Here is a 14,763-nt window from a genome sequence, read left to right on the forward strand (position 1 = left end):
CACGCTCCTTGCCGGCATATGCGCCGGCGGTTGTTCACTGTCTGGCGGAGATCGCTGCGGCGAGGGCGCCGCCCAGGGTAGGTGAGTCCACCGGTTTGCGCAGCAGCATCAATCCTTGCTGGTCGGCGGCGGTGACCAGCGCCTCGTCGCGATCCGCACTGACCATCACCACGGCCAGGTCGGGCTGCGCATCGCGAAGGCGCGCGATTGCCGCAAATCCGTCGGCACCGTTGCCGAGGCGGAAATCGATCACGGCGGCATCGCAGGGGCTGCTGCGAATCGCATCCGTGGCCTCGTCAAGGGTGGATGCGGCGAACGCGCGGCATCCCATGGCGCCCAAGGCGTTGACGTAGGCGCCGCGCACCATCGCATCGTCGTCCAGCACCAGGACTCGTCGTCCCGCCAGGCTCCAGCGCGACTCGGGGACATCGTCGAGGTCGTGTGTTGCGGCAGCCAGCGGCAGGGTGATCCGGAAGGTGCTGCCCACGCCTGGGGCCGAGTCCAGGTGGATCGGTACCTGGAGCAGTTCGACCATGCGCCGCACGATGCCCAGGCCGAGGCCATGGCCTGCTGGCGCCGGTGTGCCTGCGTGCTGCACACGAACCAGGTCCTCGAAGATCACGGCGTGGTGTTCGGTCGCGATGCCCAGGCCCGTGTCGCGGATGGCGATCTCGACATCGGCTGCGCGGGCTGAAGCGGTCAGGTCGACACGGCCGCCGCGCGGCGTGAACTTGATCGCGTTGTCGACCAGGTTGGCGAGGATGCGCCGCAGCAGGTCGGGATCGGACACGACGGCGATGCCATCGGGGCATTGCAGGGCGAGGCCCACGCCCTCGTCCTGTGCGCGGGCGGTGAAGCTCGCCGTTATCGCGGTGAGCAGCCGATCCAGTTGCACGCGGCGCGGCTGCGCGAGCACGACGCCGGCGTCCAGCTTGGAGACATCGAGCAGGGCGTCGAGCATGGAGCACAACTGCGCAAGGCTTGCGTCCAGCACGTCGGATACTTCGCGCGCCTCCTGGCCCATGGAGAGGCTGCGCAGGGCTCCTGCGTTGAGGGTTAGGGCTTGCAGGGGCTGTCTCAGGTCGTGGCTTGCGGCCGCGAGGAATCTGCTTTTGTCGTGGTTGGCCTTGACTGCGGTGTCGCGTGCGATTGCCAGTTGCGCGCGTTCGTGTTCGAGGCTTTTGGCCAACTCCTCGTTCTCCTGGCGGATGAGAAAGGATTCCTCGAAGGTCTGCAGGTTGCGCCGGGCGAAGCGGATCTGCACGCCGAAGAACATAAGCACCAATGCCGCGACACCCAGGCCTAGCCAGGTGCCCGAGAGCAGCCACATGAATGCGGTGGGAATGAACAGAAAGCCCGCGTAGGCGAGGAAGGCGCGCATCACGGTCGAGCTGGTCGACACGGCGCCGGCACCCCATGACACGAGGATCATGGTGAGGACTGCATCGAGCAGGGGTTCCAGCCATCCCATGAAGAGAGCCGCGGATCCGTTGCAGGCGCCGATGAGGAGGTTCCAGCGCACCACTGCCGTGAGCCGGCGGCGAATGGGGCGGTTGCGATCGGCGACCAGTCGCGCGAGGGCTTTGGCGCGAACTTCGCGGCTGACGATGACGGCGGTCACCCATGCGAGCGCGGCGATCGGATGCACGGAGTTCCAGACGATGGCCACGACGATGGTGGCCGTGAGGACGATCTGCCAGCGCAGGCCCAGGGCCTGCTCTGCCACCACCTGCAGCCGCCTTTCGTTGAGCTCCAGCGCAGCGGAGGCCGACACGGATGGGGATGCAGCGGCGTTCATGGGTTGTCCAGTGCGGCGGCAGCCTGGGCATCGAACACGCGGCACAGCGCATCCGTGCGGTTGCGCGCACCCAGGGCGCGGTAGACCATGGACAGGTGCACTTTCACGGTGCCTTCGGCGATCTGCAGTTGGCGTGCGATCAGCTTGACCGGGGTGCCGCGGATGGCCAATGCGAGGACCTGGCGCTGGCGGGGCGACAACTCGACGCGAAGGAAGCGGGCGAGATCCTCGCGGGGAAGTTCATCGGCTTGCCGGGCGCGTGTGACGTCGTCCGACAGGACGAACTCCGCGGGCAGGTAGATGCGGTGGCGCAGCACCACGCGCAGGGCCGCCTCCATGTCTTGGAGCCGGTAGGACTTCGGGATGAATCCGGCGGCTCCGGCTTCGATGATCTCCCGCACACGCGCAGGCGTGGTTTCGGCCGACTGCATGCACACGGGCGTGCCTTCGAAGTGGTTTCTGACCGCCCGTAGCGCCTCCAGGCCGGACACCGTGGGGAGGTGGTAGTCCAGGAGGATCAGGTCGAAATCCGCTGCATCGAACAGGCAGGCTGTCTCGACGTCGCGCGTGGCTTGAAAGGTGAAGGGCTCATCGGGTGCGAGATCGGCAGCGACCTGCTCCAGGAGCCGGCTGGTGCCGTTCCACACGATCTCATGGTCATCCACCAGCAGTATTCGCATGACTCACTCCTGCGACAGCGGGGATGCAGGCTAGCCCAAGGACTTCTGAAAAGCGAGAACTTCCGACTAAACCTTCGGCCTAGGCCGGGTGGCGCAGCTTGGTGGATGGAGGGGCCTAGGTCATTTCCAGGCCCAGCGTGCAATGGCGGGTTGGCGCTGCGCTTGAGACAGTTCTTCCCATGCCGAGACGATCGGTTGACAGCAGTGAGGACGCCGGCGCCCACCGCATCTGCTGTCTTCATCATGGGGTGCCGTCAGGAGTGAATCATGAATGCAACTCGGATCTGCCAGGGCCTGTGCGCGACCACCTTCGCGCTGTTGAGCCTTTCTGCTGCAAGCCAGTCCAACACCGGAAATGCATCGGCCGACTACGGCGTGATGCTCGGAGAGGACAGCGGTTCGTTCTTTCTGTCTCGCCAGGCGCCGACGGCGCCGGTGGCTGTTGCGGATGTGCGCGGCGAAACGCTGCGCGCTGCGCTCACGGGCGAACTGCAGGCCTTCGTGTCGGAAGACAGCGGCTCGCAGTGGATGGCCCGCAATGCGCAGCCCGGCGTGCTCACGCGCGCCCAGGTGATGTCGGAACTCCAGCAGGAGGGACGTGGGTTCGGCGTCGGCTGGGCCTTCGCGGAAGACAGCGGGTCGTTCAGGCTGTCTGCTGCGCGTCAGCCGGCGGTGGGGGTCTTCCAGCAGTCTGCCCAGACTGATGATTGAGCGGCGTTGGTCGGTCTGCTGTTGGGTGCTTGTTGGTGTGCAGTCATGCGGCTGATGAGCGGCGGTAGGTGAGGGTGGCTCTTTCGCGTGAGAGGGGTGGGTTGTGTGATCGCATCCCGCCCCTCGACGAGCTGTTGGTTGCCAGTCTCTGGTGTTTTGCGTCGCTGGCGTGGCCAGCCGCTGTGTCGTGCTGCGCATCGATTCTGCGCAGGTGCTTGTCTCGACCCGTTTGGGCTTCCGTCGCTGACGCCTTCGCACCCTGGGGTGCTGCGCCCTTCAGTTGCTTTCTGGGAGGTGGCTAGCTAGCTACGCGATAAAGAGAGGTTTGAGCGGGGGCAGTGCTGGCATTGGCGCGCGCGGCCTGGTTGGCGAGACAAGACGGGTTGATTGGTGTCATGGGGTTGACTCCTAGTGGATCGTCAACGAAAGCGTCTAGAGTCCAGCTCAAACAAATAAGCAATGGCAATTGGTGGACGAAGAAAAGAAGAGCGGTCGTAGAGGCCGAGCTGTGACTGTGGAGGGAAGGCGCGTCGATGAGTCCGCGCTGGATGCGATGCATCGACTGTTGGGCCGGCTTGTGCATGCCTATGCGAGGCTTGATCACTTTGTTGGTCTGCAGCTCAAGTGGCTTGGCGACTATCGGTCGCAACCGGTCGAGCACCTCCTTGGAAGGACCATCCGTTTCGACAGACGTCTTCAACGGCTCAAGAAGCTTGCGATCGAGACGTGGGGTCACACGGATGCGGCAGTTGCCGTTCAGTTCCGAGAATGGTTCGTGGCGGTCGAGCGCGCTCAGAAGCAGCGCAATACCTTCGCTCACGGGCGTTGGGGTGAACTCCGAACCGGCACAGACTCGATCCAGTTTGTAGAGCTGACCTTCGAGACGGATGCCGCGAAGGTGAGGCCCGAGGTCACGGTTTCACTTGCGGAGCTGGGGTCGTTGGTGAGCGAGGTCGAACGTCTGTCTGGGAGCTTCATGGCGCTCCAGAAGAAGTTCGAAACGAGGGCTCGCTACAGGAAGGACTGGGAAGACTCGAATCCCACTGCGTATGCCAACTGGGTGGCCTATCAGGCGACGCTCAAGGCTTAGGGCGGGCCGCTTCAGTAGGCGCAGCTTTGACTAGCCTCAAGAGGCGAGCAAAGTTCTCTTGGTCATCGTCACTCTTCCATCGATTAATGAAGCGTGCGACAACTTGGAGGTTACCGGGCTCGTAGTGCTTGCTGGAGTCAATACGGTCCAGGGACGGCGCAAAATCCGGATCGTCTCCGCCCACGTTCAACTTCACTCCCGAGAGAACACAGTGCTCCGACGTCCAAAGCACTTCCAAATGCGCCTGGAGTTGCTCTGCTGACGCAAAGCGCACCTTTTTTTCCTTGGCGATAGTGGTTTGCTCCAAGCCGGATTGATCACGAGCTGCGAATGCCATCCTGACCATGTGCGCGATCGATCTGGCGCGTTCATTTGCGGGGCTGGGAAGCGTCGGAAGTGGCGCCGTCGGCTCGTCGGCGACCGCGGCCCCGGCTGACGCCCAAGGCGCCTGCGAGGGCCGTTTCAAAACCTCTGCCATGAATCGCCTGAGAAACACTTGCGCCTGCGGCAGCTTCAAGCCGATGCGAAACACGTCCCCTTCGTAACTTCCATAGTGCGGCGTGTGCTCGCGATGATCGAGTTCGCCTCGCACCGTCTCAAGCCAATTCAACGCAGCGCCGGCCAGGCCGTCAGGAACAATGCGCGCTGGCGCAATGGCGATCTCGACGTCGTTGGCTTCGTTGTGGACGTTCCTAAACAGTGAGATCGCCCATTCTTTCCGAGTGTTGAGAAGCTCGACGCCCTTGACCAAGCGCGGATCCGATAAGGTTCCGCGGTTTCGATAAAACCTGGTGTACCCGATTGGGAACAGTTCCTTCACGATCTCATCGAGCTGTTGTTCATCTATCTCCATTTCTTCTCTCCTCAGTAATGATCGCCACAGACTTTGCTGCGCCAAGTTTCGAGTGAAGGTTCATTGTGCGGATCGGCGGCGAAGCAATCTGGACGCTTCTGGCTCGCCTCGTGTGCAAAGTGCCAGTTGCGAATGGAACCGCGGCGGGCGACGAGCGATGCTCCGCATACGGCTCCCCGTGACAGGTCATCCGCAAATTTCAGCGCGCCTCCAGCATCGAAGCCGGCAAAAAATTGAAAGGCCGCTCACCGCTCTTCCTTTCGAATTCGATCTTCTCGATGCCTGTGCATTTGTGAAAGTTGCCCCGAAGGTTGAGGTGGGACCCGCTCGCTATTCGCCGTTGAAACTCTTCCAGAGTTCAGTGGTGGTCAACCATGGATTGATAACGCTGGCCGCGAGTGTGAGCGTATCGGAGTCAGTTACTTCGGCGAGCAGCTTGTGTTTCTGGCCCGAGTTGTCGAAGAGGTAGGCCCGGTGGGCAACCTCGCACGCCCGCGTCAGCAAGGCTATGGATTTGTAGTAGCGCTCGATCACCTTCTCAGGTGGGACGTAGTGTCCGTTCTGCTCGTAACGTCGGTTCACGCGATCAATATTGATGAGCGGGTCGTCCGTGGCCACGAAGTAGAGGTATACGCGGTAGCCACGCTCACGCGCCTTGCGCATGAATTCGATCTTTGAGTCATGAGACATCACCGTCTCGAAGGTGAATGTCTGCCCTTCTTCTAGAAGCTCCTGTCGCACGGCATCTGCGAGTGCGGCGGCCAAGTACGAGTTGTACGGGCCTGGCACCCATAGTCTCATGTCGGCATCAAGCGTCATGCCCGCGAGCAACACGGGCATGAGCAGCTTTTTTTCCAGGCCGAATGTCTGAAGGCTCTTTTTGATACGCTCCAGAACCCCTGCGCCTTCACCTTGGATGCCCAGATCGCGCAAGTTCAAGAAACCTTGAGTCGTCTTGAGGTCCTTCTCCATTTCGTCGGCGTTGACGAACGCGCCAATCCATTGCGGTTTGAGTTCGGGCTTGATGGTGCTCTTGCCGGAGCCGTTGGGGCCGGCAAGCACGCGAAGACGAGGCTGCGCTGCAGGCAACGCTGCCTTGGCATGAGCCACGGCCTACTTGACGCGCTTAAGAACGGTTCCTGGCTTCACGCGCTTGCCTATGGGCAGGCTCATGAGCACCGTGATGCTGCCGTCGCTTCTGCGCTCGACGACCTGTCCAGTGCTCGTCTTCACTGTGACACCGCCAGTCTGTTTCAAGGTCTTTCGGTACGCTTCAAAGCCCGCCTTCGCCGCAAGTTCGGGAATGCGGCGCTCGGCGTTTCGCATTCCCCGTTCCGTGAGGGTAGGGATGGCACGTGCAGACGTTGTGGGCCGATCAGACATAGACCTCAGTTTACAGCGGCACGATGAATACCGCCCCGCATTGGCATTTGAGAGTGATTCCCTGCTTCATCGGTGAGACAGGTTCGACCCCGGCACCGCCGGCAAGGCGGTCTGACCAACCAGGCGCAACGACATGCCTATCTGCTGCTCGATGCGAGAGGCTTCGGCCTTGAGCATCTCCTCCAAAGCCCTGGCGTCGAGGCTCATGCCGGTGTCCGGATGGTCCCAATTGCGGCTCCTGGACACGGTTAACGATGATTACCGAGGAGTCAACTGACGGGACCTGAAGATGCCGTTGTGATTCAATCTTCGCTCTCCCGGTCAGCCGTTTCCTCGTGAACCATGGGCTCGAAGGTGTTTCCGCGAGCATGCTTTCGCAGTCGCCGCTTGGGCGCGCTGAACGAACAGGCCGATCAGCGCCACCACTCTCCACACTGTCACGGCGAACGGCGTCGGGTGTCGTCCGTGGCCCCCAAGGCGGCCAGCACAGCTGCCAACTCGGTGTCGCCGGGGAGGGCGCCATACTCGAGGTTCGTCGACGTGCTGCTCTTCGGAAGAGGCACATCGGGCACCACGCCTTCGGATGCCCACGAGACCCCCGCCGGCGATTCCATGTAGCCGGTCTTGATGCGCATTGCCGCGCCGGATGGCAGTGCCGTCATGGTGTCGATGCCGGCCAGCCCGAAAGTAGCTTGGCCAAACACTCGCGCCTGGCGTGTTTCTCGCAGGACCTGGGCCAGAGCCTCGGCACCCGAGCCTGTCCGGTCATCGACCAGGATGGCCAGCGGCAGTCGGTGCAGCAGCCCGTCCGCGTGATCGCTGCCTTGGTCGGTATCGGCTTTGGCGTAGTCCGCTGGTGTCGCTCGGTACAGTCGCCCCGGAGGCCCGGATCGTTCGATCACCCGCATGATGGGGGTGCCCTCGGGCGTCCACAGCGCGGCGAGTGCGACCACCGACTCCAGGAGACCGCCCGGACAACCACGCAGGTCCAGGATCACCCGCCTTAGCCGCTCCGGGCTCTGGCGCTCCAGTCGAGCAACGTCGGCAAGGAGGTCGCGGCGCGTCTCCTGGCGAAATTGCGTGAGCCGCAGCCAGAGCACACCAGGCGCCGGCAAGCCCACCCTCGTGGTCAACACCCTGATCGGCTCGCGCTTGATGGAAAAGTGAATCGGTTCGGCAACCCCCGGACGGCGAGCCTGAAGGTCCAGAAAGCTGCCCGCTTCACCCCGCATGGATCGCACCGCATCCATCAGCGGTACCCCGAGCGTCGATCGGTTGGCTATGGAAAAGATCAGGTCGCCTGGCAACAGTCCGGCACGCTCGGCAGGCGAGCCACGGATGGGGGACACGATCTCGACCTCGCCGTTGCGGCTGGCAGATTGACGCAGTTCCAGCCCGATGCCCACGAAATCGCTAGGGCCCGCCTGCGTTCGCCGCCACGCCTCGGGCGTGTAGTAGGTCGATCCTGGGTCCAGGCTCCCCACCGCCACCTGAAGGCAAGTTTCCAGTGCGGCGTCCAATATGTTCGATGCGTCAGGTGCAACTGCTTGTCGGCAGGGCGCCTGCAGTTCCGCGTCGGTGATTGGTGACGCGCGGCGCTCCATCACCTTGTCGCGCATATCGCGCCACTGAGGAGTCGCGAAGAGCCGGTCGTGCAGCGTGTCCTGGCCCCAGGCCTGCGTGATCGTGCCGCTCAGTGCCAGTGTTACTGCCAGCGCGAAGGCGGTAGTCCGAAGCAGATTCCTCACGGCGCTCGGCTTCGTCTGACCATCAACTGGATGGCAGAACTGGGGCGCATGTTTTTCATGGTGTGTATGCAAGGTCGCAAGCTCCTCTCCTGGCCGTATTCTGTCGTAGCGCTGACGAGGCGAATATCGGGTGTGTTGTTATTTGAGTTGCGACTCTGAGGTGAGGTGTTCCGAACTCGCGCACTCCAGCAGGACGGAAGTGGTCTGCGTCGGGGGGGTGTCCCATTCCGCCGTTCCTCGACGGGCTGTTGGTTGCCAGTCGCGGGAGCTTTGCGTCGGGCGTCCTCTCAGTGCCAATGCAGAAGCGGGCCTGTCCAGACTGTTGGTGTTTGGAAGCTTGCGCGTCGCTGGCGTGACCAGCCGCTGTGTCGTGCTGCGCATCGAGCCCGTGCGATTGCTTGTCTCGACCCATTCGGGCCTTCGTCGCTGACGCCTTCGCACCTTGGGGTGCTGCGCCCTTCGGTTGCCTTGGGGGGTGGCTAGCTAGATGTCGAGTTGCAATAGGTTATTCCCGCCCAAGCGGGAAGCAGGAGGCCTGTAGCCCAGAGCCGAATGAGGCCGCCTTGCGTTGTAGTAGCTCAGGAACGCAGGCAGCCATGTCGTGCGTTCATTGCTGTTGGCCCATACGCGGCCATAGGCCCACTCGCGCAGACAGGTCTGGATGAATCGCTCGGCCTTGCCGTTGGTCTGTGGGCGATAGGGCCTGGTGAAGGAGTGTTTGATGCCCAAGGCCTGGCAAGTCTTGGCGAACAGCCGCGAGCGATAGGCCGAGCCGTTGTCGGTGATCAGGCGCTTGATGGTGACGCCCAAGGCTGCGTAATGAGCCACGGCCGCCTGCAGGAACGCCACGGCCGAGCCCTTGCGCTCGTTGTCGTGCATCTGCACGAAGCCCGCGCGCGAGTGATCGTCGATAGCTACGTGAGCGAACTCCCAGCCTGCGCCTCGCGTGGCATCGCGACGATCGCCTGTCACACGGTGGCTGGGCTGCACGATGCGCCCGAGCTTCTTGGTGCCGATGTGCAGCAGCTCGCCGGGCGCTTCTCGCTCGTAGCGAACGATTGACGCAATGGGGTCGAGTGCCTTCAGGCTGGACAGTCCCAGGCGTGCGAGCAGGCGGCTGACCGTGGATACGCTGCGCCCCACGATGGTGGCGATGCGGCGCATGGGCATGCGCGAGCGGCGCAACTGCTCGATACGCCGATCCAGTTTGTAGAGCTGACCTTCGAGACGGGCGCCGCCAAGGTGAAGCCCGAGGTCACGGTTTCGCTTGCGGAGCTGGGGACCTTGGTCAGTGAGGTTGAACGCCTATCCGGGAGCTTCATGGGGCTCTAGAAGAGGTTCGAAACGAGGGTGCGTTACACGAAGGAGTGGGAGGACTCGAATCCCACTGGGTATGCGAACTGGCTGGTCTATCAGGTGACGCTCAAGGCGTAGGGCGGGACGCTGTTGTTCATGGCCGAGGCCAGGTCCGAATCGACTTCAGCTTTGGGGCTTGAAGCGGTCCTTCAGAACATCAAGTCGATCGACCGCTTCAGACTGGTTGCGGTCAGTCGGCGCGGCCCGCTGAATGTCTGCTGTGCGCCGCAATCGAGCCATCCGGCAGCGCATTGATCCGCCTCACCGCCGCAGCAAGGAGGACGGATCTGCGCTGCTCAATTGACGCTCGCTCAGATTTCTGTCTGCTCCGAGATCTCCAGGGCGTCATCCACCTCGATGCCCAGGTATCTGACGGTCGACTCGAGCTTCGAATGGCCGAGCAGCAACTGCACCGCACGAAGGTTTCTCGTCCGCCGGTAGATCAGCGTAGCCTTCGTCCGCCGCATCGAGTGAGTTCCGTAATCGGCAGGATCTAGTCCAAGCTGTCTGACCCAGCCACCCAGAATTCGGGCGTACTGCCGGGTCCCGAGGTGCGGCGAGCCGTGCATTCGGCTCGGGAACAGGAAGTCGTCCGATCGCAGGCCGGTGAGCTGGATCCACGCATGCACAGCCTCTCGGGTTCCAGGCGTGAGCTCAAACTGCACCGGACGCTGGGTCTTGTGCTGCATCACCGTCGCCCGTGGTGCAACCTGCTCCCCGTGGCAGACGTCCCTGACCTTCAGGCTGACAAGATCGCAGCCGCGCAGCTTGCTGTCCAGGCCCAAGTTGAAGAGAGCCAGCTCGCGCACTCGGCCCTCCAGTTGCAGCCGCACCCGCAGCGCCCAAATGTCCTTGAGCTTGAAAGGGGCCTTCTGGCCGACGATCTTGCCCTTGTTCCAGGGCACTTGGCAGGTTGCAGTGTTTACTGATCCCATGATGGTCTCCCATCGAGTTGAGGGAGCCTCAGCATGCTCTGGCCGGACTGCAGCTGTCCTTGATGCAGCGCCCAAGCAGCGCCTGCTTTTTTCTAGGATAGACATCAGCTTTCGCGGCCATGTTTGGCCTTCGGCAAGGGGCACAATCGGCCAGAAGCAGACCGTCGTTGCCGCGGCAGAAACCGGCGATAGCCAGTTTTCTTACGTAAAAATCGGCGACCGGACGGGCATAACGGAGTGCATGAAGTGGGGCATCAAACAGTTGTATATGGGTCCATTGAAGTCTTTCAATCCATGGACGTTCTCGGCGCCGACGCTCGTACGGACGAAGCATTGATGCGCTTGCCGGAGGTTGACGATTGGCCGTTCCTTGCACGTTCGATGTTCAGCGTCACTCCGCCTGGCTACGGACCACATGGCTCATACCTGTACAGGGTGATTTCGTTCGGCGCTTCCTACAAGGCCGTTGAATGGGAATGGGCTGAGTGGTTGCTGAAATTTGAGCGGTTGCTGGCTATGCTCGACTTCACATACGCGAGAGTGCATCTTGAGACGGAACTAGTCGGCAATCACACATACAGATGGAATGGGCATTCCGACGACCATAAAAAGATTTCACCGGCGCATTGGCAATTTTCGGGAGGGCCTCGCACCTTCTCGGATTGACGCCCCCCTTACTGCTTATAGCGGCCAGAAGCCGACCTTCGACAGCGACTCGCAGTTGTGTCAGAAATGAGGAGATTGGAACGGCATGGTGGTGCGTAAAGACGAGGTGACGATAGATCTGAGCGACGTGAGCAGCTCGCTCGAACTTCAGAATCGACTGATGATCTCGCTCGACTTTCCAGGGTGGTACGGCCGGAACTGGGACGCCTTCTGGGACGCAATCACAGGGTTGGTGGAAATGCCGCACCGACTGCGATTTGCCGGCTGGGCCGACTTCGCAAACCGCCATCCGCGTGATGCTAAGCGACTCCGTGAGTGCCTTGCCAGGATGCGAGCCGTACTGCCAACCCATGCCGCCGTCGTTGCCTATGACTAGGGGGCGGGACGCGGCCACAGCCGGACTATTGCGTTGTTCACGTTAGGAGCACCCATTGAGCCTGCCTGATACGAAAGAGGCCATTCGCCGCCGGCTCTTCATCGCGGCTGTTCGCAGCGGCAACCAGACTCCACAGTTTGGCTTTCAGATCTGCCCCGACTGCGGCGGCCGAGGCTCCATTTGCGTGGAGCGAGAAGTGAGTGGGCGCCGGAGTGCGGCGTTCGAGGAGTGCCCGGAGTGCCACGGTGAGACCATAGTCCCTGCATAGCAACTCACGCGATACAGCCGATCAAAAAGCCCGGCGGTGCATCCGTTTTTGAGTAGCGGCTACTTCTGCTCAGGGTCCGTTCACGACGGGAGCGCGACCGGCTACAGTCGGCCAGAACAAGTCGTTCAGAGATTCGGTTGAGCGGCTGTCGCTCTACCAGCTCCTAGCCACTGGCGCGACAATCTTTGTATGACATACGACAAGAATCTTTCACCGGTGGGCTGGTATGTGGTTTCGTACCTGCTGCGCTTCGTGGAGCTGAATGACGACAGAAAGGACGATGATGAAGCTCGATTCCTGTCGTGGGAGAACACAATTCTTGTGCGCGCGCGAACCCTTGACGATGCCTATAAAAAGGGCATGACGGTGGCTCGCGAGAATGCGAAGCCATACAAGGGTGGACCGGAAGGTGTACCTGTTCAATGGAAGTTGGTGGGTATCACCGATGTCCTTCCAATCTACGAGAAGCTGGGAGATGGGGCGGAAATCTTATGGACTGAGCGCGCCCCTCGAAAGCTCAAGAATCTCAAGCAAATGGTTAGGCCGAAGGGCTCTTTCCGGCAGTAGCCGCAAGCCCTGGTGCAGGGGCGGCGAAGCTGAGCTGGAGGTCCGCTTGCGGGATAAACCTATGTCGCCTTCGGGCCCAAAGCCGTCATAGAAATCGCTTGAAAGCGGTCATCCGGCAGGTACGCTGTGACCCTGTGCTAGCCGCTGCGCAAGCTGGTAGAACGTCTGCCCGCCAATGACAAAGCGACCTGAATCACCCGCGGAGATGCGAGCCTCGGCAATTGCGGTTGCTTGTTTCATCTCTCCCTTAAGACGATGGCAAATCAAGCGCTCCTTCCAAAAGTTCCATGCCGTGTTCGGCACTCTCTTGAGGATGTCCAAGTTGAAAGCTTCGCCCATTTTCATGAACGCATCGATGGTGCGCAGGTGTTGATTGGACTCGATGGATGCATTCGCTTCTAAAAGGCACTGGCGGGTAGAGTTCAACAGCCCCTCATCATTCCACTCCGCAACTTCAATCGAGCCTTCGTACAGGGCGATACCAAAGAGGGTGTACGCCCCATCGGCGCGAAGCCCCAAGGGCTCCTGCAAATTGGCTGTCATGCCCAAAATGTTCCATAGCTCAGCGTCGAAGGCCATCGGCTTACATGACAGCCTGCGGTACAGCGTTTTCTCTTTCGCGTCGCCTGAAATCAAGAGCGAAAAGAACATGTCCTCCTCAACGCGAAAGGCGTTATGGGCTTTCGTCTTCCAACCGAGCGTCTTGCCTTCGCGCTTGAGGCAAGCGCCAACCATCTTGTTGAGTTCTGATTGCTTCATGGGGTCTTGCAAGGGGTGAGGCCGATAGGCAGCTTCTGGCCGACTGTAGCCGGTCGGGGAACCGTCGTGAATGGACCCGAAGCGAACTTTTCATTGCTGCAAAACGGTTGTCGACTCGAATTCGGACGATGCCGAGCGATCGAGGTCAGACCGCACTAGGAATGCCTCCGGCGGCGCAGCATCAATAGACGACAACTAGATCACCTGAGACCCCAAGAGGCCAGTTGCCACGACAGAAGATGCGAGCTATCGCACACCATTGGCTTGGCGCGTGCCCGGCAATCTCCTTTGCGGCTAAACGCATTGCATACGCTGCGGTCTTCATCGCCGGCCAAGAATAGTCGTGCCAGGAGGAACGCAGACATGCGAGCCCGTCGCTGCTGCGAAGGGAAGCCAAAGCAAGCCGATATTCATCGTTGCCGGCGGTGCTGGAGACCTGTGGAGGCATCTCAAGTGGGGTGGGATCTTGGGGTGACTGGGGCAGCCAGACCATCGAGCCCAGAGTCATATCCAGAGCCGGGATGCCAGTGCTTGAGTTCTCGTCATCCCAGAACGACAAGGACGTGATCGCGAGGAAACCAGGTTCCGATGGAAAGGAGCCCGCACGCTCGAACCAGCGTGCGTTGGAAATCAACTCGCGGAGCTCATCGGATGTCATCGCAGGAACAGGAAGGAATCTAATGAATGTCTGGTGTTGGCCGACAGTGCCCATTCGTAGGTGCCCAGCGGATGTCGGCAATCGCTGCGAAGCGGACATCAATGAAAGCCGAATGAATGACGACACAGGGCCCCAACGCGGAATTTCCCGTTGCCTCTCTCAAGCGTTGAAATGCCCTGGTCGCCGCATCGGCGTTACCGTCAAAGCCTCGACCCCTGCGCGTGTTCGGAGATTCGGCGGATCGTCGTCGATTCCGCTCTTAGAGGAGTCCACCACGTCTCTCAAGTCTTTGTACCGCCGGAACGTGAGCCAGTCATGCGGTTGCCGGAGAGCGCAGTTGGCGGGGCGGCAAGATTGGGTTCCGCACGATCCGTCGCGATACTCCGATACGCAAGCGCGTAAGTTCTGTGTTTCGTCTGCAGTCAGCGTTGCGCCATCGGCCAACTTCGCCAAGAGCGGCTCAAGCTGGAGTGAGACATGCTGGACATTGCATCGCACTTCTGAACCTCCGTCCGATTCTGCAGGCGGGTCGCCGTCGCCTCTTGAGGTCAGATGCCCTTCAAGCATGAACGGTTCTTCATACTTGCGCTTGTCTCTCCACAATCCGGACAAGACGACGGCATCGCTTTTGAAGCCTTCAAACCTGACAGTGACGTCCGTCTCATTGGGCGTCCCGCTCCGCAACGAATCCATCCCAAACAGCGGGCGTGAACCCGAGAGGCCTTCGATGTGCACGAGACGCGCATGCTGAAGCCGCCGCCGAAGGTGCACTACATCGATGGTTAGGATCACCGTCGTGGGCCACGATGCAGTCTCGCCGGCCCAATAGGCCTCGCACTTCCATCTCAAGGCGTTGTGCCACCGTCTATTGGTAAATGTTCCCGTGCCCTCGTAGCTCGCCCAATACATAGTCTT

Annotated in this window: 15 protein-coding genes and 1 pseudogene; 5 read left to right on the plus strand and 11 right to left on the minus strand. The window is 61.2% G+C overall.

The features are described 5' to 3' along the window. Positions 1 to 34: 34 nt before the first annotated feature. Together BM133_RS33465 and BM133_RS33470 are read right to left on the minus strand one after the other, a co-directional pair. Positions 35 to 1,798 (minus strand): hybrid sensor histidine kinase/response regulator, encoded by a 1,764-nt coding sequence (locus BM133_RS33465; RefSeq protein ID WP_093443721.1) that lies wholly within the window; start codon positions 1,796 to 1,798, stop codon positions 35 to 37. After that, positions 1,795 to 2,478, minus strand: a complete 684-nt coding sequence (locus BM133_RS33470; protein ID WP_093443723.1) for a response regulator — start codon at positions 2,476 to 2,478, stop codon at positions 1,795 to 1,797. The genes BM133_RS33465 and BM133_RS33470 overlap by 4 nt, the downstream gene beginning before the upstream one ends. A 267-nt stretch (positions 2,479 to 2,745) precedes the next feature. Here BM133_RS33470 and BM133_RS33475 point away from each other — a divergent pair, with 267 nt between their 5' ends. Next, a complete protein-coding gene (locus BM133_RS33475) occupies positions 2,746 to 3,189 on the plus strand; it encodes a hypothetical protein (protein ID WP_093443725.1) in 444 nt (147 codons plus the stop codon). Positions 3,190 to 3,658: 469 nt separating this feature from the next. Beyond that, on the plus strand, positions 3,659 to 4,279 hold the full coding sequence (locus tag BM133_RS33480) for a hypothetical protein (RefSeq protein WP_143100293.1): 621 nt from the start codon (positions 3,659 to 3,661) through the stop codon (positions 4,277 to 4,279). Here the strand turns inward: BM133_RS33480 and BM133_RS33485 are convergent. The 7 genes and pseudogenes from BM133_RS33485 to BM133_RS33510 all read right to left on the minus strand — a co-directional run bounded on the left by BM133_RS33485 (position 4,269) and on the right by BM133_RS33510 (position 10,554). After that, a complete protein-coding gene (locus tag BM133_RS33485) occupies positions 4,269 to 5,132 on the minus strand; it encodes a hypothetical protein (RefSeq protein WP_093443729.1) in 864 nt (287 codons plus the stop codon). The two genes, BM133_RS33480 and BM133_RS33485, sit on opposite strands and share 11 nt — an antisense overlap. 330 nt (positions 5,133 to 5,462) lie before the next feature. After that, a complete protein-coding gene (locus BM133_RS33490; RefSeq protein WP_093443731.1) occupies positions 5,463 to 6,242 on the minus strand; it encodes an ATPase in 780 nt (259 codons plus the stop codon). A 3-nt stretch (positions 6,243 to 6,245) separates the two neighbouring features. Then, positions 6,246 to 6,458 (minus strand): hypothetical protein, encoded by a 213-nt coding sequence (locus BM133_RS33495; RefSeq protein WP_093443733.1) that lies wholly within the window; start codon positions 6,456 to 6,458, stop codon positions 6,246 to 6,248. Between the two features lie 123 nt (positions 6,459 to 6,581). Beyond that, positions 6,582 to 6,722, minus strand: coding sequence for a hypothetical protein (locus tag BM133_RS35325; RefSeq protein ID WP_177225031.1), 141 nt, complete (start codon positions 6,720 to 6,722; stop codon positions 6,582 to 6,584). Between the two features lie 230 nt (positions 6,723 to 6,952). Beyond that, positions 6,953 to 8,335 (minus strand): S41 family peptidase, encoded by a 1,383-nt coding sequence (locus BM133_RS33500; RefSeq protein ID WP_143100294.1) that lies wholly within the window; start codon positions 8,333 to 8,335, stop codon positions 6,953 to 6,955. Between the two features lie 411 nt (positions 8,336 to 8,746). Further along, a pseudogene (locus BM133_RS33505) lies at positions 8,747 to 9,469 on the minus strand (IS481 family transposase); the annotation flags it as partial. A gap of 461 nt (positions 9,470 to 9,930) precedes the next feature. Next, complete coding sequence (locus tag BM133_RS33510; protein ID WP_093443736.1) at positions 9,931 to 10,554, minus strand: tyrosine-type recombinase/integrase; 624 nt, start codon at positions 10,552 to 10,554, stop codon at positions 9,931 to 9,933. 294 nt (positions 10,555 to 10,848) lie between these two features. Between BM133_RS33510 and BM133_RS33515 the strand changes: the two genes are divergently transcribed. The 3 genes from BM133_RS33515 (at position 10,849) to BM133_RS33525 (ending at position 12,431) form a co-directional block, all read left to right on the plus strand. Further along, positions 10,849 to 11,220, plus strand: coding sequence for a hypothetical protein (locus BM133_RS33515; protein WP_093443738.1), 372 nt, complete (start codon positions 10,849 to 10,851; stop codon positions 11,218 to 11,220). A gap of 85 nt (positions 11,221 to 11,305) precedes the next feature. Then, entirely contained in the window at positions 11,306 to 11,596 is a 291-nt protein-coding gene (locus BM133_RS33520) for a barstar family protein (RefSeq protein WP_093443740.1), read from the plus strand. 457 nt (positions 11,597 to 12,053) lie between these two features. Then, the gene (locus BM133_RS33525) at positions 12,054 to 12,431 is read left to right on the plus strand and encodes a DUF4288 domain-containing protein (RefSeq protein WP_093443742.1); all 378 of its coding nucleotides are present in this window, start codon (positions 12,054 to 12,056) and stop codon (positions 12,429 to 12,431) included. A 108-nt stretch (positions 12,432 to 12,539) separates the two neighbouring features. Here the strand turns inward: BM133_RS33525 and BM133_RS33530 are convergent, their stop codons facing one another. Continuing rightward, a complete protein-coding gene (locus BM133_RS33530; protein WP_093443744.1) occupies positions 12,540 to 13,190 on the minus strand; it encodes a hypothetical protein in 651 nt (216 codons plus the stop codon). 181 nt (positions 13,191 to 13,371) lie between these two features. Continuing rightward, entirely contained in the window at positions 13,372 to 13,848 is a 477-nt protein-coding gene (locus tag BM133_RS35020) for a hypothetical protein (RefSeq protein WP_143100295.1), read from the minus strand. Positions 13,849 to 14,763 lie beyond the last annotated feature (915 nt).

The organism is Variovorax sp. 770b2 (assembly GCF_900115685.1).
Taxonomy (GTDB): domain Bacteria; phylum Pseudomonadota; class Gammaproteobacteria; order Burkholderiales; family Burkholderiaceae_C; genus Variovorax.